At 68.5% G+C, this 21,303-nt stretch carries 19 protein-coding genes; 11 read left to right on the top strand and 8 right to left on the bottom strand.

The features are described from left to right. Window positions 1-130: 130 nt before the first annotated feature. On the bottom strand, window positions 131-1,156 hold the full coding sequence (locus tag ACIHAX_RS27495; RefSeq protein WP_355077322.1) for a hypothetical protein: 1,026 nt from the start codon (window positions 1,154-1,156) through the stop codon (window positions 131-133). A 56-nt stretch (window positions 1,157-1,212) separates the two neighbouring features. On the opposite strand from ACIHAX_RS27495, the gene ACIHAX_RS27490 reads away from it, so the two are divergent. Then, on the top strand, window positions 1,213-1,671 hold the full coding sequence (locus ACIHAX_RS27490) for a MarR family winged helix-turn-helix transcriptional regulator (RefSeq protein WP_397280341.1): 459 nt from the start codon (window positions 1,213-1,215) through the stop codon (window positions 1,669-1,671). Window positions 1,672-1,710: 39 nt separating this feature from the next. Here ACIHAX_RS27490 and ACIHAX_RS27485 read toward each other — a convergent pair whose 3' ends face one another. After that, complete coding sequence (locus ACIHAX_RS27485; RefSeq protein WP_355077325.1) at window positions 1,711-2,343, bottom strand: TetR/AcrR family transcriptional regulator; 633 nt, start codon at window positions 2,341-2,343, stop codon at window positions 1,711-1,713. A 71-nt stretch (window positions 2,344-2,414) separates the two neighbouring features. Between ACIHAX_RS27485 and ACIHAX_RS27480 the strand changes: the two genes are divergently transcribed. From ACIHAX_RS27480 to ACIHAX_RS27455, 6 genes are all read left to right on the top strand, one after another. After that, on the top strand, window positions 2,415-3,944 hold the full coding sequence (locus ACIHAX_RS27480; RefSeq protein WP_397280339.1) for a flavin-containing monooxygenase: 1,530 nt from the start codon (window positions 2,415-2,417) through the stop codon (window positions 3,942-3,944). After that, complete coding sequence (locus tag ACIHAX_RS27475) at window positions 3,941-4,771, top strand: SDR family NAD(P)-dependent oxidoreductase (protein WP_355077329.1); 831 nt, start codon at window positions 3,941-3,943, stop codon at window positions 4,769-4,771. The genes ACIHAX_RS27480 and ACIHAX_RS27475 overlap by 4 nt, the downstream gene beginning before the upstream one ends. A 21-nt stretch (window positions 4,772-4,792) precedes the next feature. Then, a complete protein-coding gene (locus ACIHAX_RS27470) occupies window positions 4,793-5,710 on the top strand; it encodes an alpha/beta hydrolase (RefSeq protein ID WP_356969729.1) in 918 nt (305 codons plus the stop codon). 119 nt (window positions 5,711-5,829) lie between these two features. Then, the gene (locus ACIHAX_RS27465; RefSeq protein ID WP_364438421.1) at window positions 5,830-7,623 is read left to right on the top strand and encodes a long-chain fatty acid--CoA ligase; all 1,794 of its coding nucleotides are present in this window, start codon (window positions 5,830-5,832) and stop codon (window positions 7,621-7,623) included. Window positions 7,624-7,757: 134 nt separating this feature from the next. Next, entirely contained in the window at window positions 7,758-9,560 is a 1,803-nt protein-coding gene (locus tag ACIHAX_RS27460) for a molybdopterin-dependent oxidoreductase (protein ID WP_397280336.1), read from the top strand. Between the two features lie 100 nt (window positions 9,561-9,660). Next, window positions 9,661-10,287 (top strand): Uma2 family endonuclease, encoded by a 627-nt coding sequence (locus ACIHAX_RS27455; protein WP_379254789.1) that lies wholly within the window; start codon window positions 9,661-9,663, stop codon window positions 10,285-10,287. Window positions 10,288-10,338: 51 nt separating this feature from the next. Here ACIHAX_RS27455 and ACIHAX_RS27450 read toward each other — a convergent pair whose 3' ends face one another. From ACIHAX_RS27450 to ACIHAX_RS27440, 3 genes are all read right to left on the bottom strand, one after another. Continuing rightward, window positions 10,339-11,820, bottom strand: a complete 1,482-nt coding sequence (locus ACIHAX_RS27450) for a DHA2 family efflux MFS transporter permease subunit (protein ID WP_397280334.1) — start codon at window positions 11,818-11,820, stop codon at window positions 10,339-10,341. A 12-nt stretch (window positions 11,821-11,832) separates the two neighbouring features. Further along, window positions 11,833-12,531: a PadR family transcriptional regulator gene (locus ACIHAX_RS27445; protein WP_364438412.1), complete on the bottom strand. Its 699-nt coding sequence runs from the start codon at window positions 12,529-12,531 to the stop codon at window positions 11,833-11,835. A gap of 481 nt (window positions 12,532-13,012) precedes the next feature. Beyond that, window positions 13,013-13,903 (bottom strand): glycine betaine ABC transporter substrate-binding protein, encoded by an 891-nt coding sequence (locus tag ACIHAX_RS27440; protein WP_397280332.1) that lies wholly within the window; start codon window positions 13,901-13,903, stop codon window positions 13,013-13,015. A 242-nt stretch (window positions 13,904-14,145) separates the two neighbouring features. Between ACIHAX_RS27440 and ACIHAX_RS27435 the strand changes: the two genes are divergently transcribed. From ACIHAX_RS27435 to ACIHAX_RS27420, 4 genes are read left to right on the top strand one after another with little or no spacing between them, the layout of a single operon-like run. Beyond that, window positions 14,146-15,030, top strand: coding sequence for an ABC transporter substrate-binding protein (locus tag ACIHAX_RS27435; RefSeq protein ID WP_397280367.1), 885 nt, complete (start codon window positions 14,146-14,148; stop codon window positions 15,028-15,030). Window positions 15,031-15,043: 13 nt separating this feature from the next. Beyond that, window positions 15,044-16,192 carry an ABC transporter ATP-binding protein gene (locus ACIHAX_RS27430; RefSeq protein WP_356969741.1) on the top strand — a complete coding sequence of 383 codons (1,149 nt, stop codon included), beginning with the start codon at window positions 15,044-15,046 and terminating at the stop codon, window positions 16,190-16,192. 49 nt (window positions 16,193-16,241) lie between these two features. Then, entirely contained in the window at window positions 16,242-16,910 is a 669-nt protein-coding gene (locus tag ACIHAX_RS27425; RefSeq protein WP_397280330.1) for an ABC transporter permease, read from the top strand. Continuing rightward, a complete protein-coding gene (locus tag ACIHAX_RS27420; protein ID WP_397280328.1) occupies window positions 16,907-17,635 on the top strand; it encodes an ABC transporter permease in 729 nt (242 codons plus the stop codon). Before ACIHAX_RS27425 ends, ACIHAX_RS27420 begins: the two co-directional genes overlap by 4 nt. A 113-nt stretch (window positions 17,636-17,748) precedes the next feature. Here ACIHAX_RS27420 and ACIHAX_RS27415 read toward each other — a convergent pair whose 3' ends face one another. The 3 genes from ACIHAX_RS27415 to ACIHAX_RS27405 form a co-directional block, all read right to left on the bottom strand. Further along, window positions 17,749-18,945, bottom strand: coding sequence for an NADP-dependent malic enzyme (locus ACIHAX_RS27415; RefSeq protein WP_397280326.1), 1,197 nt, complete (start codon window positions 18,943-18,945; stop codon window positions 17,749-17,751). 506 nt (window positions 18,946-19,451) lie between these two features. Continuing rightward, a complete protein-coding gene (locus tag ACIHAX_RS27410; RefSeq protein ID WP_364438398.1) occupies window positions 19,452-20,993 on the bottom strand; it encodes an FAD-binding protein in 1,542 nt (513 codons plus the stop codon). 51 nt (window positions 20,994-21,044) lie between these two features. Further along, a complete protein-coding gene (locus ACIHAX_RS27405) occupies window positions 21,045-21,302 on the bottom strand; it encodes a hypothetical protein (RefSeq protein WP_397280324.1) in 258 nt (85 codons plus the stop codon). Window position 21,303 lies beyond the last annotated feature (1 nt).

Below are 21,303 nucleotides of genomic sequence, written 5' to 3'. Positions count from 1 at the left end.
ACACCATCGACCACACAACGGTATGCGCCGGGATTTCCGCTACAAAATCGAAAGGCACTGGAGCAGCAGGATATTGGCAGCACAAGGGCGTGCGAAGGACGGCGTGTGGGCAGCGCCACACTCGGGTGCGTCAGACCCCGACCGCTTCTTCGATCTCTTCCTCGGCCGCATGTTCCGTGACGCCGACCGTCTCGGTGCGCGCGGCCGTGCGCAGCCTGCGCTCGTAGCCGCCCGCCACCAGGACCAGTCCCGCACCGGCCGCCAGCCACAGCACCAAGCTCAACACCCGGTTGCCGAATCCCGCACCGCCGTCGAAGTACAACAGGGTGCGCGCGCCCTCGACGAAACCCGCTCCGTTCCAGAACGAATGCAGCGCGCCGAAGAAATCGTTCTGCAGCCACGGCCCGTACACGCCGCCCGATGTCGTGAAGTTGAGCATCACGAACAGCACCATCATCGTCAGCGTGGTCCAGCGCCGTAAGAAGGTGTGCAGCCCGATGCCCACCGCGAGAATCCCAGCCGAATACAGCCACGACATCGCCCAGACGGCGGCGTAGTCGTGGTCGACCACATGGAATACCGGCCCCGCGACGCCGAGTCCGATGACGCTCACCGCCAGCGACGTGACCAGGCCCAGCAGCGCGCGAACGCCCATGCTCAGTCCCGCCCCGGCCGCGCCGATCGCCGCGACGCTGCCGTAGGAGCCGATGCTCAATGCCACCAGCAGGAAGAACAAGCCCTGCGCGGTCGGATCGCCGGTGCTCGGCGGAGCGATATCGGTGACCTCGACCGGTGCGCCCTGCTGGGCGGCGATCCGGTCGAAGACGGCCTCGGCCGCCATCGCCGTGGTGTCGGAACCAGCCTTGGCGACCAGCGCTTCGTGCGATTCCGGCACGTAGGCGCCGGCCAGTGTCCGCTCCCGCAACTGCCGCACCGCCTCCTCCCGACCTGGCAGAGTGACAACCTCCAGCGCGTCTCCGGCCCGGTCCTTCAGCGTCTGAGCCAGCACCTTGACCTGCGGTGCGTCACCCACGATCGCCACCTTCAGGTGGTTCGGCTCGGGCTGGTGGAACGCGCCCAGATACGCCAGTGCCATGCCGAGGCACATCAGCAGTGGGGTGAGCAGATGCGCGGCGACATGCCGTAGTTGGTGCATGAGACGACTCCCCAAAAGGTTGGTAAATACAACTATCTTCGTTGTACTATACAACCATGCGGCAATCTCCGGCATTCCCCACTCGCTCGACCCCCACTCGCTCGACCGCGATCCACACCATTCAGCGCGAGCTCACCGCATTCGCCCGCCGAGCCCGTGGCCGAGCCGCCGAACTGCATCCGGAACTGCCGCTGGTCGCGTCGAGCATCCTGGACCTGGTCATCGAACGCGACGGCTGCCTGGCCACCGAACTGGCCGAACACTTCCTGCTGGACAAATCCACGGTGAGCAGGCAGGTTGCGGCGCTGGAACGGCTCGGGTATCTCACCCGGGAGATCGATCCCGCCAATCGCCGCAACCACATCCTGCGCGCCACCCCCGCCGGGCAGCGGATCGCACGGGAGGCCGAGCAGCGCCGCCGGGAGGCGTTCGCGGAACGGTTCCGCGACTGGGACGACGAGGACCTCGCCGAACTCGCCGGGTACCTGGTCCGCTACAACGCGGCGGACGGCTGATCGGCCAACGGCCGGCGCGGCGGACGCGAGCGAGCCCCCTCAACCTCGCAGCGCCGCGGCCAGATCCGGGTCCACGGAGAACGCGATGGCGATCAACGATTCGACCAGCAGATCGATCAGCTCCGTACGCGAGATGGGCTCCGAGCGCAGCCAGGTGAGCGTGGATTCCTCGACGAAGGCGATCCAGCCGCGCATGGCGAGCATGAGGCGGGGGTGGTCGGATTCCACAATGGGAGTGGGAGTCTCCGCGAGGATGATCCCGATGATCGCGTCGCGGGTCTGGTCGACCAGCGGGGCCAGGTCGGGGCTGACGCTGGTGGGGCCGCGTAGCAGCGCCAGATAGGAGGTCCGGTTCTCCGTGACGTACTCGATGTAGCGCTCGATCGAGTCGCGCAGCATCTCGAACAGGCCCAGCGAGCGGTCCGGGGCGACACGCTCGAGCAGTTCGGCGTTGGCGTGGTGCACGATCGCGAGCTGGAAGTCCTGCTTGGTCGGGAAGTAATGGAACAGCAGGCCGCGGGAGATGCCCGCCTCGGCGGCGATCTCGCTGACGGAGATGTCCTCGATGGAACGCTCGCCGAGCATCTTCGCACCCAGAGTGATCAGCTGCTCGCGGCGCTCGTCGGGACTCAGCCGCGTGCGCTTGGGGGCGTCTCCCTGGGTTCTCGTCACGCGCCCAATCCTACTGAACGTCAGTCAATACACTGTTGACTCACGCTCAATAGGACCGTAGGCTCGGTTACATGAGTCGCAAGGTTACAGACAAAGCTGTCGCCGGCCGACCCGCGCGCCACGCCAAGACGATCATCATCGGCAGCGGGTTCGCGGGCCTGGGTCTGGCCATCCGGCTGACCCAGCAGGGTCGCAACGACTTCCTCGTGCTGGAGCGCGGCAGCGACGTCGGCGGCACCTGGCGGGACAACACCTACCCCGGCGCGGCCTGCGACGTGCCTTCGCACCTGTACTCGTACTCGTTCGCGCTGAACCCGAACTGGTCGCGGTCGTTCTCCCGGCAGGGCGAGATCCAGCAGTACATCCAGGACGTGTCGAAGCGCTACGACGTGCGTGACAAGCACATCTTCGACTGCGACGTGACCAGCGCCCGCTGGAACGACGAGACCGCGCTCTGGGAGATCGAGTCGACCAAAGGCAGCTTCACCGCGAACACGGTGGTCTCCGCGGTCGGCGCGCTGTGCGAGCCCGCGCTGCCGGACATCAAAGGCATCGGCGAATTCGAAGGCGAGATCTTCCACTCCGCCCGCTGGAACCACGACGCCGACCTCACCGGCAAGCGGGTCGCCATCATCGGCACCGGCGCCTCGGCGATCCAGATCGTGCCCGCCATCGCCCCGAAGGTCGGCCACCTGGACGTCTACCAGCGCACGGCGCCGTGGCTGCTGCCGCGCCTGGACCGCCCGTACACGAAGGCCGAGCGAATGGCCTTCAAGTACGTGCCGGGTCTGCAGCGACTATCCCGCGCGGCCATCTACGCCGCGCGCGAGACCCAGGTGGTCGGCCTGGCCAAGGTGCCTGCCCTGATGCAGTTGTTCGAGGCGATCGCGAAGGCCAAACTCCGCCGCGAGATCCGCGATCCGCAGCTGCGCGCCAAGGTCACGCCGAATTTCCGGATCGGCTGCAAGCGCATGCTGATCTCCAACGACTACTACCCCGCGCTGTCGCGCCCCAACGTCGACGTGGTCACCGACGGCATCGCCGAGGTGCGCGCGAACTCGATCGTCACCGAGGACGGCACCGAGCGCGAGATCGACGCGTTGATCGTGGCGACCGGCTTCCACGTCACCGACTCCCCCACTTACAACACCATCGCGGGCCGTGACGGTCGCACTTTGGCAGAGGTATTCGACGAGATCGGCCAGCAGGGCTACAAGGGCTCCGCGATCGCCAATTACCCCAATTTGTTCTTCCTGCTCGGCCCGAACGTCGGCCTCGGGCACACCTCGATGGTGTACATGATCGAATCTCAGATCAATTACATCGCCGACGCACTGGCTACCATCGACCGCCTCGACCTGCGTACCGTGGAGGTGCGCCGCGACGTGCAGGATGCCTACAACGCCGACCTGCAGGCGAAGCTGGCGGGCAGCGTCTGGCTGACCGGCGGGTGCTCGAGCTGGTACCTGGACAAGCACGGCAACAACACCACGTTGTGGCCGGACTTCACTTTCGAATTCCGTAGGCTGACCAAGACATTCGACGTGGCGGCGTACGACATCTCCATTTCCCGGGCCGATTTGAAAGCAGTGGCATCGTGAGCAGTGACGCTTACTTCGAGAACAAGGTATGTGTGATCACCGGAGCGGGTTCCGGGATCGGCCGTGCGCTGGCAATGAATCTGGCCCGGCGCGGCGCCAAACTGGCACTGTCGGACATCGACGTCGACGGTTTGAACGAGACCGTACGCCGCTGCGAACAGCTCGGCGCCGAGGTCAAGTCCGACCGGCTGAACGTGGTCGAACGCGAAGCGGTGATCCTCTACGCCGACGCGGTGAAAGCGCACTTCGGCACGGTGCACCAGATCTACAACAACGCGGGCATCGCCCACCACGGCGAGGTCATCCGCTCGGAGTACAAGGACTTCGAACGCGTGATGGACGTCGATTTCTGGGGCGTCGTCAACGGCACCAAGGCGTTCCTGCCGATGGTCATCGAGTCCGGCGACGGCCACGTCGTCAATGTGTCCAGCCTCTTCGGCCTGATCGCGATTCCCGGGCAGAGCGCCTACAACGCGGCGAAGTTCGCGGTGCGCGGCTTCACCGAGTCGCTGCGCCAGGAGATGCTGGTCGCGCGGCACCCGGTCAAGGTCACCTGCGTGCACCCCGGCGGCATCAAGACCGCGGTCGCGCGCAACGCCACCTACGCCGAGGGCATCGACGCCAAGTCGGCCGCGACGATGTTCGACCGGAAGCTGGCCATCCACACCCCGGAGATGGCGGCGCAGACCATCGTCGAGGGCGTGCGCAAGGGGCACGGCCGCGTGCTGATCGGCTGGGAGGCCAAACTGCTGGATCTGTTCGTCCGGGTCACCGCGTCGGGCTACCAGCGGATCGCGGCCAACGTCGAACGCCGCTTCCTGCCCTGACCCGGATTCGAGGAACGACGAATGCGGGACATCGACCTGCCACTGCCCCTCGCGCGGGCGATACTGAATCCGATCTTCCGGGTCACGCTGAACAAGCGATTGCCGTTCACGGTGCAGCGCAGGCTGCTCGACGTGACTTCGCGGGCGCAGTTGCTGCCCGCGGGCGCTGTCGTGCGGCCCGTGCGCCTTGGCGGCAGGCCCGCCGAGCGGATCGATTTCGCGGACACCTCCGAGCACGGTGCCGTGCTCTATCTCCACGGAGGCGGATACGCGGTCGGCTCGGTCGCGACACATCGCTCGCTCGCGGCCCGGCTGGCACGAGACATCGGTTGCGCGGTCTACGTGCTCGACTACCGGCTCGCGCCGGAGCACCCCTTCCCCGCGGCACTGGACGACGCCGAGGCGGCGTTCCTGGAGCTGGTGGCGACCTCGGGACTGCGGCCGGACCAGATCGCCGTCTCCGGTGACTCCGCGGGCGGCGGTCTGTCGCTCGCGCTGGCGCAGCGACTGATCGCCCGGCACGGGCAGACCCCGGCCGCGCTCGGTCTGATCGCGCCGTGGGCGGACCCGAACGAGATCCCGGAGCGGGAACGCGATCTGGTTATCAACAGGCCCTGGTCACGCGCCTGCGCCGCCGCTTACCTGGGCGACAGCGATTCCGCCGACCCGGCTTACGCACCCCTGACCGGCGAACTGCGCGGCCTGCCGCCGACCTACGTGCAGGTGGACGTCAGCGAACTGCTGCACCGGCAGTGCGTCGCGCTGGTCGCCGCGCTGCGCGAGGCGGGGGTACACGTGCGCTTCACCGAGAGCAAGGGCTTGTGGCACGTCGCTCAATTGCAGGCCGCGCTGGCGGCGCCCGCAGCGGCCGCGCTGTGCGAACTCGCCGAGTTCCTGCGCGAAGCGATTCAACCGGCGGACCTGCGCGAACTAGGATGAAATTCGAGCGGGTCCCCAGCCTGCGGTGATGTACGGAGGCGATTGGCGGTGGTCGACCTCACGGGCCCGGCGCAGGTGTCGTAGATTACTGGCGAGTAAACCCACGTGGAAGGGCACTGATGCGAGAGTTCGAAGTCCCGGCTTCTTACACCATTCCGGATGACGCGAACAATTCCGACAACGTCTTCCGCCACGCCGAGCAGTCGCCGAATACGGTGCTGTTCAACGTGCCGAACGGCAGTGGCGGCTGGCGGGACGTCACCGCCGCCGAGTTCGCGAAAACCGTTACCGGGGTGGCGAAAGGCCTGATCGCTTCGGGTCTCGAACTCGGCGATCGCGTCGCCATCATGGCCCCCACCCGCTACGAGTGGGCCGTCCTCGACTTCGCCATCTGGGCCGCGGGCGGCTGCACCGTCGCGATCTACGACAGCTCCGCCGCCGAGCAGGCCAAGTGGATCCTGCAGGACTCGGCCACCAAGCTGCTGTTCGTGGACAGCGACAAGCACCGGAAGGTGATCGACGAGATCGAAACCGGGGCGCTGCCCGAGCTGCGGGAGATCCTGCAGATCGACAAGGGCGCGGTGGACGAGCTGCTCGGCCGCGGCGCCGACCTGGACGACCAGGCCGTGCACGAGCGCCGCGCACAGGTCGGCGCGCAGTCGCCCGCCACCCTGATCTACACCTCGGGCACCACGGGCCGCCCGAAGGGCGTCATGCTGACCCACGCGAACCTGTACGCGGAGTCCAAGTCCGACCGGATCGCGCTGAACAAGTACGTCACCGAGGGCAAGAAGACCCTCATGTTCCTGCCGCTGGCGCACGTCTTCGCCCGCGCCGTGGCGCTGGCCGCGTTCGACGCGAAGGTGGTCGTCGCGCACACCGCCGACTGGTCCACCCTGGTCGAGCAGTTCGGCAGCTACCAGCCGCACTTCATCCTCTCGGTGCCCCGGGTGTTCGAGAAGGTGTTCAACAGCGCCAAGCAGAAGGCGCACGACGGCGGCAAGGGCAAGATCTTCGACGCCGCCGCCGATACCGCGATCGCATGGAGCGAGGCGCTCGACAACGGCGGACCGGGCCTGGCGCTGAAGCTGAAGCACGCGCTGTTCGACAGGCTGGTGTACGCCAAGCTGCGCGCCGCGCTCGGCGGCCAGTGCGAGGCCGCCGTTTCCGGCGGCGGACCGCTCGGCGCGCGACTGGGCCACTTCTTCCGCGGCGTCGGCGTCACCATCTACGAGGGCTACGGCCTCACCGAGACCACCGCGGCCATCGCGGTCAACACCCCGGAGCACATCCGGGTCGGCTCGGTCGGGCGGCCGATCGAGGGCCACGCCGCCAAGATCGCCGAGGACGGCGAGCTGCTGCTGCGCGGCTCGGTCGTGTTCAGCGGCTACTGGGGCAACGCGGAGGCCACCGACGACGCGTTCGAGGACGGCTGGTTCAAGACCGGTGACCTCGGCGCCATCGACGGGGACGGCTTCATCACCATCACCGGCCGCAAGAAGGAGATCATCGTCACCGCCGGTGGCAAGAACGTCTCCCCCGCGCTGCTGGAGGACTCGCTGCGGGCGCACCCGCTGATCAGCCAGGTGATGGTGGTCGGTGACGGCCAGCCCTTCATCGGCGCGCTGATCACGCTGGACCCGGAGTCGCTGCCCGGCTGGAAGGAACGCAACAGCCTGCCCGCCGACACCCCCATCGAGAAGCTGATCGAGAACCCGGATCTGCTCGCCGAGGTGAACGCGGCGGTGGCCGAGACGAACAAGAAGGTGTCGAAAGCCGAGCAGATCAAGAAGATCCGCCTGCTGACCATCGACTGGACCCAGGAAACCGGCGAACTCACCCCGAAGATGTCGCTCAAGCGCGCCGTCGTGATGAAACAGCACGCCGACGACGTGGCGAACATCTACAACTGAACCGATCGCGGAAAGGCGCTGTCCGTTCGCGGGCAGCGCCTTTCGCGTGTCCGGGTCCGTCCGCGACGATCCGTGCGCTGTCGCGGATGCCGGACCGAGCCGGTCGGCGGCCGACCGGCAGTAGTCTCGATGCCATGGCCGATCTGCGACTGCGTGTGGTGGCCGGGATCGTCTCGGCGGGCCTCACGCTGGGTGTCGCCGAATTGCTCGCGGCCTTCCTCGGCCCCGACAGCGCGCCGCTGCACCTTCTCGGTTCGGCCGTGGTCGACCACACGCCCGACGGTGTGCGGGAATGGGCCATCACCACCTTCGGTACCAACGACAAGGCCGCGCTGTACCTGATCATGAGCGTCATCGCCGTCCTGGTCGCCGGCGTGGCCGGAGCGATCGAGCGGACCACCCGTGCCGCCGGGTCGTGGTTGTTCGTCGTGTTCGGAGTGATCACCGCATGGGTGGCGGTAGCGCGCACCGGTCTCACCGCCGCGTTGCCGACCGTCGTCGGCGTCGCCGTCGGCATCTACTCGCTGCGAGCGCTGACACTTCGCATCGACGCGGCGGTCGACAAGTCGTCCGGTACGAGGCACGCGGGAACGGCATCGTCGACCGACCCTGCTCGAACCGTGGCCGAAGGTTCGGCTTCCGCCGACCGAGATCACTCAGAGCACGCCGATGTCGCCGACGGGCAGAACCGGGCGATCACCGACGTGGACTCTCGTCCGGACTCATCGGTGCACCGGCCAGGCACCGAACGCCCTGGTGCGGGCGAGAACCTCGCCGCCGCGGACGAACCGGGAAGGGTCGAGGCTAGACCGGCGGGTGAGGCCTCGCCCGCATCGGCCGCCGGGGCTTCGGAGCTCAGCTCGGCGGCTCCGGAGCGCAGGCAAGTCTTGCGGGGACTACTGGTGGCCGGTGGGCTGGCCGCGGTGACCGGAATCGGCGGACGGGTGCTCGGCGCCCGCCGCAGCGACGTTTCCGGCGAGCGAGCCGCCGTGCAGTTGCCGGAGCCGTCGGCACCCGCCGAGCCGGTCGCGCCCGGCGTGGACCTTCGTGTCCCCGGACTGACGCCGTACCTGACCGCGAACGACGATTTCTACCGGATCGACACCGCGCTGATCGTGCCGCAAGTGTCCAAGGACGGCTGGTCGCTGCGGATCCACGGCATGGTCGACCGCGAGATCCGGCTCACCTGGGCGGATCTGGCGCTTCGCCCGGTGGAGGAACACCTGGTCACGCTGGCCTGCGTGTCCAATCCGGTGGGCGGCGACCTGATCGGCAACGCGCGCTGGCTCGGTTACCGCGTGGATCAACTGCTCGCCGAGGCGGGACCGCACCCCGACGCGGACATGGTCCTCTCGCACAGCGCCGACGGCTGGACCGCGGGCACGCCGCTGGCGGTGCTCACCGACGGACGCGACGCGCTGCTCGCGGTCGGCATGAACGGCGAACCGCTGCCGGTGCGGCACGGGTATCCAGCCCGGCTGGTCGTGCCCGGTCTCTACGGCTACGTCTCGGCCACCAAATGGGTGACCGAACTGGAAGTCACCCGCTTCGACCGCGCCACCGCGTACTGGACCCGCCGCGGCTGGTCGGCACTCGGCCCGATCAAGACCGGCATCCGCATCGACACTCCCCGTGCCCGCGGCCGCCTCCAGCCGGGCCGCATCCCCATCGCCGGAGTCGCGTGGGCGCAACATCGCGGCATCCGCGCCGTGGAAGTGCAAGTCGACAACGGCCCCTGGCAGCAGGCCCGCCTCTCCGAAGAGCAGTCCATCGATACCTGGCGCCAGTGGGTCTTCGACTGGGACGCCACCTCCGGCCCGCACACCCTCCGCGCCCGCGCCACCGACGGCGCCGGCGAAACCCAAACAGCCGAACGCCGCGACGTCATCCCCGACGGCGCCACCGGCTACCCCTCGGTCACAGTCAGCGTGGGTTGACGCGCACCGCGGATGGTCGCGTAATGGCAGGCAGTGAACTCGTGTCGACGGGATAGGATCGGGCGAGTCCGGTAGTCGTCGGCCGTTCGAGGAGGGGGCCATGTCCGAGATTTTGGATTGGGCGCGAGAAGAGAACTTGCAGCCGGCGCCGATCACGTTGGAGATCTGGAAAAAGCTTCCCGAAGATTTCTGCCGCTTGGTGGAGGTGGTGAACGGGGAGGCCGTTCGGGCGGAGTCGCCTACCAGGCCGCATCAGAAGTCCGCCCGCAGAATAGCGGACTTTGTCGAGACCGCTGCCGAAGCTCACGTTGGTCGATACCGTAGCGGCTGCTTGGACGTCGATATGGATTTCGATGTGCTGCTGTGGGAGCTGCCGCGGGTGACGATTCGGCGGCCCGACATCGCACTGTTCGAATGCGCCCCGCCCGAACTTCGGCCGTTGCCCGCTTCCATGGTCAAACTGGTGGTAGAAGTCGTCTCACCGGGCACCGAGCGTGTAGACACGGCCGACAAGCTCGCGGAGTATGCGTTGGCCGGGATCCCGTGGTACTGGATCGTCTGGGTTTCCGGCAATTGCGTCGATTCGATCGAGGTCTATGTACTCGACCATGTACTGGGCCAGTACCGACTACATGTGAAGCTGCCGCCGACCGATTCCCAGACCGTGATCGATGTGCCGATCGAGATCACCATCGACTGGACCAAGCTCGGCGTGCTGGCGCGCTGACGAACATGCCCCGCAGAAGGACTTCTTCTGCGGGGCATGGGATTTCGGCGGTCAGCTCGCTACGGCGTCCGCCTCGACCCGTTCTTTCTCGAGCCGCGGCGGGGCCGACTCGCCGTGGCGGATGAACAGTACCGAGGCGGCGACGCCGATCAGCAGGACGGCCGCGGGGAGCAGCGCGGACTGGCCGAGCGCGGTGCTGAAGGCATCCTTGACGAACTCCGGGAGCGGGCCCCGGCCCGCGCCTCCTTCGGCGACCGGGCCGCCGCCCAGGCCGTTCGCCGTCATCCTGGCCGCCACGAGCGCGCTGATCGCCGCGCTGCCGAGCACCGAGCCCACCTGGCGGGTGGTGTTGTAGACACCGGCGCCCGCGCCGGCCAGCTGGACCGGCAGGTTGTGCGTGGCGGTGGACGCCAGCGGCGCCCAGATGCAGGCGTTGGCGAAACCGGCCAGCGCCGCGGCCACCAGGAACCAGACCAGCGACGAGTCCGGCTTCATCAGCGCCGCGAAGCAGAACACCGACAGCGCGAACAAGCCGAAGCCGATGGTGGGCACGATCCGCGGGTGCAGCTTGTCGGCGAACTTGCCGACCAGCGGGGCGGAGAAACCGGTCACGATCGCCATGGGCGCGAAGACCAGCGCGGACTTGGTCGGCGACAGCTCCCGCACGGCCTGCAGGTAGAAGTACGTCGGCACCATCAGGGAGGTCACCGCCGCACCCATCGCGGCGATCGCGGCATTGGACAGCGCGAAGTTGCGATCACGGAACAGGCTCAGCGGCAGCAACGGCTCGCCCTTGTTCCTGGCCTGGTTGACCAGGAACACCGCGAGCACCACCAAGCCAGCGCCGATCAGCAGCCAGATGCGCAACGACCAATCGTAGGTGTTGCCCTCCTGGATGCCGAACACCAGCAGGAACATGCCGACGCCGCTGAGTAGCACGCCGGGGACGTCGAACTTGTGCTCGTGCGTCGGCAGCGCGGGCACCAGCCAGACGGCCAACGCGAAGGCGACGACGCCGACCGGAACGTTCACGATGAAGATCCATTCCCAGCCGAGACCGTCCACCAGCACACCGCCGAGGATCGGACCCACCAGTGTCGCCAGGCCTGCGACGCCACCCCATAGACCCATAGCAGCGCCGCGCCGGTCGGGCGGGAAGGTTCTGGTGATCACGGCCATGGTCTGCGGCGTCATCAGCGCGGCGCCGATGCCCTGGGCGGCGCGTGCCGCGATCAGCATGCCGATGGTGCCGGACAGACCGCACCACAGCGACGCGGCGGTGAACACCGCCAAGCCGATCAGATAGATGTTCTTGGGGCCGAATCGATCACCCAATCGTCCGGTGACCAGCAGCGGCACCGCGTAGGTGAGCAGGTAGGCGCTGGTCACCCAGATCACCTGGGAGATGTCGGCGTGCAAGCTGGTCATGATCGCGGGATTGGCGACCGCCACGATCGTCATGTCCAGCAGGATCATGAAGAAGCCGACGACCAGCGCGAGCAGCGCCAGCCACGGATTGCGTTGTGTGGACATCTGTTTCGATTCCTAACTCGGATGATCCGAAAATCTCGGGTCGGCGGCCGCCACAGCGCCGGGCGGCACCGGCAGCGACACCGCGGTGTCGGCGGCCGGTCCGGCCGCGGAGCGTTCGCCGGTCACGGGGTCGAAGTCCAGCCACTCCACTGCGCCGCCGGCCAATTCGGCGGTGAACTCCTCGACCCAGGTGAGTTCGGCGGCGAGGATCGCCCGCAGATACTGCAGGGAGATCCAGTAGCGGCGGGGAACGACGTGCTCCTCGGCCCAGGCGATCAGCATGTCGGCATCGGCCAGTTCGGTCTCCAGCACGCCGATTCGTTCGCGCAGCAGCGTGAGCGCCTCCGTCTTCGGCAGATTGTGCAACTCGCCCAGCGCCACCGGGAAGATCGGATACTCCGGAACGGGTCGCCGCACGATCTCGGCGATCCGGTTGCGCAACGCCTCCCTGCCGCGCCCGGTGATCCGGTAGGTGGTGCGTTCGGGCCGGTTGCCCGCCCGGTCGACGCCCTCGGCGTGCACCAATTCTTGGTCGGCCAGGCGGGACACGGTGTGGTACAGCGAGCCCGGCCGCACCTTGACCAGCTTGTCCTCCCGCCGCGCGATCAGCGTCTGGAACATCTCGTACGGATGCATGGGCCGCTCCTCCAGCAGTGCGAGCACGGCGATGGCCAACGGCGTCACCGACGGATGCGCCTGCCCTTGCCCCATGCTTGTTCACCTCCGTCACTCGATCGTCTCGGCCTTCGGCCGCCGACGCTGCGAGCCTGCCGCCGACCGGCACGCTATCGCCCGGTTCCGACATGCTCCACTCTAAATATTCCACGTGGAATATACGGCGCGGAACAGCCTGCGAACAAGACACTGCGACCCGTGATGACCCCCACAATTCACAGCCCCGCGTATCGCGTTCCCCATGTCCCGGCTCGTACACGACGAGAGGCCATCGAGATGTCAGTTCTCGATGGCCTCTCGATTTCGGCTCCCGCCGAAGGCCGACAACGTCGGCGACCCTCTCCAGCGCCATTGCTGTGCGGGATGGTGTAGTGGCTGCTCAGCCAGCCTATGTCGCGGCTCACAACCGGCGGCAGTGTCGGATGCGACATCTATCGCTCGATTCCCGACAGCAAACGACGCGAGCTTAGGACTCAGCGGTGCCGGCCGGCTGTGGCAAGCGCCGTGCGGGTCACGCCTACAAGGAGTGCTTGTCCAGCCAGGCGCGCGCGACGTCACTCGGTGCGGCACCGTCGTCCCGGACATTCCGGATCATGGCCGCCAGCTCGTCGGTCGTCAGTTCGCCCGCGACGTAGTCGAGTTTCTTGATCTGCCGCCGGTCGAGCAGTCCTTTGCGGAACAGCGGCAGCACGTTCTCGGCTCGCACGGCGTACTCGTCATCGGACAGCACGGCCAATCCGTCGGTCGCACCGGGCGCCAGTTCGGCGGGACCGCCGAGCAGGCCGGCCTGAACCCGGCCTTCCAGCAGCGCTTTCCGCAGTGCGGCGGGATCCGGGAAGGCCACGGTGGCGGCGAAGTCGCACCCGGCGACGCGATCGCTCCCGGCCTGCGGCAGCAGGCCGGGCGTGGCCGCTACGCCGACGGTCAGTCCACCGCAGCGGGGCGCGAGATCACGCACCGAACGCACTCGGTCCTGCGCCGCCGCCTGGGCGGTGAGCAGCACCCGCGGCCGCAGATCGGTGCCGTCGGCGAGATCGGAGACGACCAGCCCCTCGGGCAATGCGGCGCTCACCGCATCTTTCACCTGCTCAGGCAGCCGCGCCGTCGTGTGTTCGTCGAGATGGGCCAGCAGCGCGCCGGTGTGCTCGCCGACCACTTGGACCCGGTCCGCATCGAGCGCGGCGAGGTAGTCCGCGCGGCTGCCCAGGCGCGGGTCCACCGCAGTCCGCACACCGGCGCGCGCGAGCGCGCCCGCATAGATTTCGGCGAGCACGGAGGACTCGATCGAATCACCCGCGCCGACCGTGATCGACGGCTGCGGCTCGTCGTTCCCGCAGGACACGACCAGCGCGACGGAAGCGACGACCAGCAACCGAGCCAGCACCCGCTGTGACGAGGCCAACACCATCCGGCGACACCAACTCTCCGACGACTCGACACGGCCAACAGAAAAACCCGGAAGCGGGCAGTATGGACACCCAGAATGTACCGGCGGCCGCTCGGTGCCGAGACCGCGCCCGCCGTCATGTCGGAAGGACTCTCGTGAAATCCACCCGCACCCCCGGTGCCGCCGCGCACCGGCACCCCGCCGCGCGCGTCGCACTGCGCGGCGCCCGTATCCTCGCCGCCGCGACCGCCCTCGCCGTCGCGATGGCCCTGTCGGCTTGTGGCGATTCCGATCCACTCGCCACCGGCGGCAGCTGTTCGGGAGACGGATTGACCGTCGGTTCGGCGAACTTCCCCGAGTCCGAGACCATCGCCGAGGTGTACGCGGAAGTGCTGCGCGCGAACGGCTTCAGCGTGGATACCAAGCTGGGCATCGGCAGCCGGGAAGCTTACCTTCCCGCCCTGCGGAAGTGCGCCATTTCGGTGATCCCCGAGTACACCGGCAATCTGCTGCAGTACCTGGACAAGAACGCCACCGCCACCAGCGCGGCCGACGTGAACAGCGCGCTCGGCAAGGCGCTCGGTTCCGATCTCGCGATCGGCACGCCCGCGCCCGGCGAGGACTCGGACGCCGTCGTCGTCACCCGCGCCACCGCCCAGCGCTGGAACCTGAGCACGATCGCCGACCTGGCCGCGCACTCGGCCGAGGTGAAATTCGGCGCGCCCGCCGAATTCCAGGAGCGTGCGGGCGGTCTGCCCGGCCTGAAGAAGAACTACAACCTGGATGTCGCGGCGGGCAATTTCGTGCCGATCGCCGACGGCGGCGGTCCCGCGACAGTTCGCGCGCTGGTCGAGGGCCAGGTGACCGCGGCCGATATCTTCACCACCTCGCCCGCCATCCCGCAGAACGACCTCGTGGTGCTGCACGACCCGAAGCACAACTTCCCGCCGCAGAACGTGGTGCCGCTGCTCAACGCGAGCAAGAAGTCGGACAAGGCGCTCGCGGCGCTGAACGCGGTATCCGCGCAGCTGACCACCGCCGAACTGATCAAGCTCAACGAGGCGGTCTCCGGCACCGGCAAGACCGAGCCCAAGGCCGCCGCCGCGGCCTGGGTCGCCGCCAAGGGGCTGAACAAGCCGGTCGGCTAGGGAGGGAGATTCGGTGTCCGATATCGAATTCTCCGGTATCAGCAAGACCTATCCGGACGGCACGCACGCCGTCACCGACCTGGATCTGCGCATCGAGTCCGGGTCGTTCACCGTGTTCGTCGGGCCTTCCGGCTGCGGTAAGACGACCTCGATGCGAATGATCAACCGCATGATCGTGCCCAGCTCGGGGACGATCACCATTGCCGGGCAGGATGTTTCGACCGTCGATCCGGTCCGGCTGCGCCTCGGGATCGGGTACGTCATCCAGAGCGGCGGACTGCTGCCGCACCGGACGGTCGTCGACAATGTCGCGACCGTTCCGGTCCTGCGCGGTGACTCGCGCCGGGCCGCCCGTGCCGCGGCGCTCGAGGTACTCGACCGGGTCGGCTTGGATCGCTCGCTGGCGCAGCGGTATCCGGCGCAGCTGTCGGGCGGTCAGCAGCAGCGCGTTGGCGTGGCCCGCGCGCTGGCCGCCGACCCGCCGGTCCTGCTGATGGACGAGCCGTTCAGCGCCGTCGATCCGGTGGTGCGCGCCGAATTGCAGGTCGAAATGCAAAGGTTGCAGGCGGAATTGCACAAGACCATCGTGTTCGTCACACACGACATCGATGAGGCGATCACGCTCGGCGATCGCGTGGCGGTGTTCGGACGCGGCGGAGTGCTCCAGCAGTACGACGCGCCGCAACGCGTGCTCGCCCAGCCCGCCACCGATTTCGTCGCCGACTTCGTCGGCCGCGACCGCGGTTACCGCGGATTGTCCTTCCGGTCCGCGAATGAGATTCCGCTGCACGAGATCCGGACGGCTGTCACGGATGAAGTGCGCGAACTGCGACTCGACGCGGGCGAGTGGGTGCTGGTGGTCGACACCGACCGCAAGCCGGTGGGCTGGATGGACGTCACCGGCGTCGAGGGATTCCGCGCGGGCCGCGCACTGTCGGACAGCATGTCGGCGGGCGGTTCGCTGTTCACCCCGTCCGGCGACCTGCGCCAAGCGCTGGACGCCGCGATCTCCTCGCCATCCGGAATCGGTGTCGCCGTCGACGGCGCCGGTGCGGTACGCGGCGGAGTGCTCGCCACCGAGGTGCTCGAGCAGTTGGCCGGGCAGCGCGCCCACGAAGACGCCGAACGCAACCGGCACTTCTTCGAAGAACGAGTGCCGTGAACGGACGTGAGCGAGACGGCGTCGTGCACGCCGGAATCCGGAGAGCGGCATGAGATACCTCGTCGAGAACTTCTCGGAGATCATGGGAATCACCGCGACCCACCTCTATCTCGCCCTGGTGCCGCTACTGCTGGGCCTGGTGATCGCGGTCCCGGTCGGCGCGCTGGTGCGGCGAGCGGCGTGGCTGCGCCGGGTCACGGTGACCGCCGCGAGCCTGGCCTACACCGTTCCGTCGCTGGCGCTGTTCGTGATCATTCCTCCGCTCGTCGGCATCTCGGCCATCGACCCGATGAACGTGATCATCGCGCTCACCATCTATTCCACGGCGCTGCTGGTTATCGCGGTCCCGGCGGCTCTGGACTCGGTGCCCGCCACGGTGCTCGACGCGGCCGACGCGGTGGGCCACGGCCCGCTGCGCCGCACGCTCACCGTGGATATGCCACTTGCCGTGCCGGTCTTCGTATCCAGTCTGCGGGTGGTGGTGGTGACCAATATCGCGATGGTGTCGGTCGGCGCGCTGATCGGCGTCGGCGGGCTCGGCAAATTATTCACCCAGGGCTACCAGCGCGATTATCCGGACGAGATCATGGCGGGCATCATCGTGACGCTCGCGCTCGCGCTGGTCGCCGACCGGGTGGTGTACGCGCTGGGCCGCTGGTCGACGCCCTGGGTGCGCGCGGACGCCAGGACCGTCAGGGCGAAAGGCACTGCGGCATGAACCTTTTCCTCGACGCCTTGCACTACTTCACCGACGGCGCCAACTGGAGCGGTCCGTCGGGCATCGGGAGCCGCATCGTTCAGCACCTCTGGTACAGCTTCCTGACCGTCGCCGTCTCCGCGGTGATCGCCGTACCGCTCGGCCTGATCATCGGCCACACCCGGCGTGGGGCGGCGGTGCTGGTCGGCTTCGCCAACGCCATGCGCGCGCTGCCCACCCTCGGCCTGTTGACCTTCCTGGTGCTGCTGCTCGGCCTCGGCTTGATACCGCCGCTGCTGGCACTGATCACGGTCGGCATCCCCCCGCTGCTCGCGGGCGCGTACGCGGGAATCGCGAACGTTCCCGCCGACGTCGTGGACGCCTCGCGCGCCATGGGCATGACCGAACGGCAGATCCTGTTCCGAGTGGAGGTGCCCAACGCGCTGCCCATCCTGCTCACCGGGCTGCGCGGCGCGACCCTCCAGGTGGTTGCCACCGCGACGATCGCCGCCTACGTCAACCTCGGCGGCTTGGGCCGCTACATCTTCGACGGCATCAGCCTCTACCGCTACGACCGCGTGCTGGTCGGCGCGCTGCTGGTGGCGGTGCTTGCCATGCTGCTGGACGGGCTGCTGGCGTTCGCGGTGTGGGTCAGCGCGCCGGGCACCGTCCGGTTGCGTCGCCCGACCCCGGCCGCGCGATCTGCTCCGCTATCGACCCAGGACCGAGCCACCGTGCCCAACTAAGCTCTCCACGTGTCCGCTCAGTCGTCGGTGACGCGAGGCGCTTACTCGGCCGCGACACGCAAAAGGCGCCCATTCGCGGTCGAATGGGCGCCCTCGGCTGGCGTGCGGTGGCGTTACGCGACGCCCTCGGCGCGAGCGGCGGCGGCGACCGCTTCGGCGACGGCCGGAGCGACCCGCGGGTCCAGCGGGCTCGGCACGATCTTGTCCGGGCCGAGTTCGTCGGCGACGACGCTGAGGATGGCGTCGGCGGCGGCGATCTTCATGCCCTCGGTGATCCGCCGGGCGCCCGCGTCCAGCGCGCCCTTGAAGACGCCGGGGAACGCGAGCACATTGTTGATCTGGTTCGGGAAATCGCTGCGGCCGGTGGCCACGATCGCGGCGTACTTGCGCGCCACCTCGGGGTGGATCTCCGGGTCCGGGTTGGACATGGCGAACACGATCGCCTCCGGAGCCATCGACGCGATGAGCTCCTCGGCGATCAGACCGGCCGACAGGCCGAGGAACACGTCGGCGCCTGCCAGCGCCTCCGCCGCGCCGCCGGTGAGGCCGCGCGGGTTGGTGCGGGTAGCCAGCTCGGCCTTCACCTCGTTGAGGTCGCCGCGGTCGGCGCCGACGATGCCCTTCGAATCGAGCACGGTCACGTCGCGGACACCGGCGGCCAGCAGGATGTTCGTGCACGCGACACCCGCGGCGCCCGCGCCGGACACCACGACCTTCAGGCCCTCGATGCCGCGGCCCTGCACCTTGGCGGCGCCGTTGAGCGCGGCGAGCACCACGATGGCGGTGCCGTGCTGGTCGTCGTGCATCACGGGGCAGTCGAGCGCCTCGATGACGCGCTTCTCGATCTCGAAGCAGCGCGGCGCGGAGATGTCCTCCAGGTTCACCGCGCCGAAGCTCGGCCGCAGGCGGATCAGCGTCTCGACGATCTCGTCGACGTCCTTGGTGTCCAACACGATCGGGATCGAATTCAGCCCGGCGAACTTCTTGAACAGCGCCGCCTTGCCCTCCATCACCGGAAGCGAGGCGCGCGGGCCGATGTCACCGAGGCCGAGCACGGCGGTGCCGTCGCTGACCACGACCACGAGCCGATCGGTCCAGGTGTAGCGCTTGGCCAGCGCCTCGTCCTCCGCGATCGCGCGGCTGACCTGGGCGACGCCCGGGGTGTAGGCGATCGACAGATCGCGCTGGGTCTCCAGGGGCGCACTGAGTTCGACCGAGAGCTTGCCGCCGAGATGTCCCGCGAAAATTTCGTCGTTTGTGATTTCGGACAAGCTTGCCGTGGAATTCGGTGCATCAGTCACAGGTGACACGATTTCACTCCTGCTCGGGTCGGGCTAAACCGGGGGACGGTTACCACCGGGTAATGGGTATAAGGGGTTTCACGACGCTCATCGGGTGCGCTGACCGGTGCGTTTCGAGCTGGCTGCGAGCGGCGAACGCGACTTGCCGAGTTCTCGATGGCGGGCGCGGCACTGATCCGCGAAGCAGAACCGAGCGGGTGCGCCCGGACAGAACGTGCGGTGCGATCTCGCGGGTCGCGACGGTACGTCGGCGAGGCGGAGACCTCCGTGATTCCCTCACCCGGCGGTGGCGGAGGCAAGGAATCCGACACATTCTGCCAGTCCGGTAGGCAAGTTGCCAAACCGATTACCCCGTGGGCCGTGTCGCGCTCCATCACCCAACGTTATGGGGCGGGAATTACCCTCAGGTAAGCGGAAACTCCCCGTTCAGCAGTCGCACGCGGTGAGCGATCGCACCGCTCGGGGCGGCGGCGGTGTGAGTACCAGCGGGCCGAGCGCCGCCCGGCGGCGCTCTGTCAAGCGACGATATCGCGGGGCTGCTCCGGCATCGTCCTCTGCGCGTCCGGGCGCACCCACACGCTGCGCACACCACCGGACATCAGTCGCGTCCGCCAGGTGTCGGACGCGCCGGGATGATCGGTCCTGCGATGCATGCCGCGGCTCTCCGTGCGCGTCAGCGCGCTGTATTTGGTCCAGCGCGCCACCGCGAGCAGCGCGGCGGCCTGCCGGGCCCGCAGCAGGTCGGCGCCGCTGCCGCCGAGGTCGAATTCCGCCCCGGGCCACATGCCGTCGAGTTCGCCGATGCTGTCGCGCAGGCTGCCCGCGCTGCGCCAGTAGCTGCGCCGCAACGGCAGAGTGTGCTCTTGGACGAGGCCGACCACCGCCCTCGGATCGATCCGCGCCACGACGTTGAGCCCGGCTCCGGTCACCTCGCGCGCCGGGGCACGCCGGTCCGTCGTCCGGGCGAATTTCGCCGCGCCCGCGCCTGCCCAGACGCCGGAAGCGATCGCCCACGCCGCGCTCAGTCCGCCGAATCCGCTCACCGCGCCGGTGAGCGGCTCGCGACTGACCACGGCGCCTGCGGCGAACAGGCCCGCGACGGTGGTCGCGCATTCCGGTCCGGTGACGCGCAGTCCGCCGGTGCCGCGCACGGTGCCCTCCAGCACGGCGCGCAGCGGCACCCGTTCGGCACGGTCGACGAAGCCATGGCGCGCCAGCCGGGACCGGAGGGCCACCGGTACGTCGTCCAGGGCGGCGAAAACCCGCTGACCATCGGCGATGGCCGCGAGCGCCGCCGAGCGATGCCCGGGCAGCTCGACGCCGGATTCGTCGTAGAGCGGGGCGTACCGCAAGGCTAGATTCCGCAGCGCGGTCGGCTCGGCCTTGCCTGGCGGAATCAGGCTGTAGGCGCAGGAGAACTCCATCCCGGACAGCTCGGCGCCCGCTTCCACGGCGAACAACAGACCGTCGCCGGTGTCCACGTCGGTGCCCGCCGCCCCGGACAGGAACGCGCAGCCACCGGTGGCCACCACGACCGCACCCGCGCGCACGGTCCAGCGCCCGAACCCGTCATGGGGGCGCAGCCCGGTGGCGCCGCGCACTACGCCGTCGCGGTCCACCAGCAGTTGCAACGCCGGGTGATGATCGAGTACCCGGATCCCCGCTTCCCGCACCGCGCGGCGCATTCGCCGCAGGTAGCGGGCGCCGTCGAGATAGCTGCGCCGCCTGGCCGGACCCGCGGGGTCACCGGCGATGTGATAGCCCCAGCGGGCCAATTGCTCGACCCGCTGATGACTTTCCTCGAGCACGCGGTGCATCCAGTCCGGATCACCCAGCGCGCCGCCGTGCGCGTGCCCGCGCCGCACCGCCTCGTCCCGCGCCGGGCCGGGCGGAAGGTGCCACAGCGAGATCGCGCCGTACGCCGTCGGCCCGCTCGACCCGCAGCGCGCCTTGTCGACGAGCACCACGGTGGCGCCGGCCGCGGCGGCCGAGACGGCCGCCCAGGTACCGGCGGGACCACCGCCGAGTACCAGTACATCCGTCTCGAGTTCGGTCATAAAGAAAAATGTTCGGGCACAATTCATCGGCCCGCAACCAAAACTCGGGAGTCAGCTCCACCATTGCGTCCACAGCAATAGTCCAGCAGCCAGAAAAACGATCATCGAACCGGTAAAGGCGGCCGAACCACGATGCCGGTCCGAATATATCTGCGCCGCCAGGGCGACCACCGCGGCCGCCACGTGCCAGGCCACCGATTCGGCACCGGGACCGGGGAAGCCGCGCCGCTGCGCGATGACCGCGGCGCCGACCACGACCAGCATGCCCACCACGACGCCACCGGCGACGACGCCGCTGAGGCCGCGCACG

The organism is Nocardia sp. NPDC051929, from assembly GCF_044548645.1.
GTDB lineage: Bacteria > Actinomycetota > Actinomycetes > Mycobacteriales > Mycobacteriaceae > Nocardia > Nocardia sichangensis.
This window is presented reverse-complemented; position numbering and strand designations above follow the sequence as displayed.

Coding starts and splice junctions, on each gene's coding strand:
- ACIHAX_RS27410 (WP_364438398.1), bottom strand. CDS start 20,993: ATGACCGAACTCGAGACGGATGTACTGGTACTCGGCGGTGGTCCCGCC.
- ACIHAX_RS27490 (WP_397280341.1), top strand. CDS start 1,213: ATGCGGCAATCTCCGGCATTCCCCACTCGCTCGACCCCCACTCGCTCG.
- ACIHAX_RS27465 (WP_364438421.1), top strand. CDS start 5,830: ATGCGAGAGTTCGAAGTCCCGGCTTCTTACACCATTCCGGATGACGCG.
- ACIHAX_RS27425 (WP_397280330.1), top strand. CDS start 16,242: ATGAGATACCTCGTCGAGAACTTCTCGGAGATCATGGGAATCACCGCG.
- ACIHAX_RS27495 (WP_355077322.1), bottom strand. CDS start 1,156: ATGCACCAACTACGGCATGTCGCCGCGCATCTGCTCACCCCACTGCTG.
- ACIHAX_RS27420 (WP_397280328.1), top strand. CDS start 16,907: ATGAACCTTTTCCTCGACGCCTTGCACTACTTCACCGACGGCGCCAAC.
- ACIHAX_RS27460 (WP_397280336.1), top strand. CDS start 7,758: ATGGCCGATCTGCGACTGCGTGTGGTGGCCGGGATCGTCTCGGCGGGC.
- ACIHAX_RS27450 (WP_397280334.1), bottom strand. CDS start 11,820: ATGTCCACACAACGCAATCCGTGGCTGGCGCTGCTCGCGCTGGTCGTC.
- ACIHAX_RS27445 (WP_364438412.1), bottom strand. CDS start 12,531: ATGGGGCAAGGGCAGGCGCATCCGTCGGTGACGCCGTTGGCCATCGCC.
- ACIHAX_RS27470 (WP_356969729.1), top strand. CDS start 4,793: ATGCGGGACATCGACCTGCCACTGCCCCTCGCGCGGGCGATACTGAAT.
- ACIHAX_RS27480 (WP_397280339.1), top strand. CDS start 2,415: ATGAGTCGCAAGGTTACAGACAAAGCTGTCGCCGGCCGACCCGCGCGC.
- ACIHAX_RS27440 (WP_397280332.1), bottom strand. CDS start 13,903: ATGGTGTTGGCCTCGTCACAGCGGGTGCTGGCTCGGTTGCTGGTCGTC.
- ACIHAX_RS27455 (WP_379254789.1), top strand. CDS start 9,661: ATGTCCGAGATTTTGGATTGGGCGCGAGAAGAGAACTTGCAGCCGGCG.
- ACIHAX_RS27435 (WP_397280367.1), top strand. CDS start 14,146: ATGGCCCTGTCGGCTTGTGGCGATTCCGATCCACTCGCCACCGGCGGC.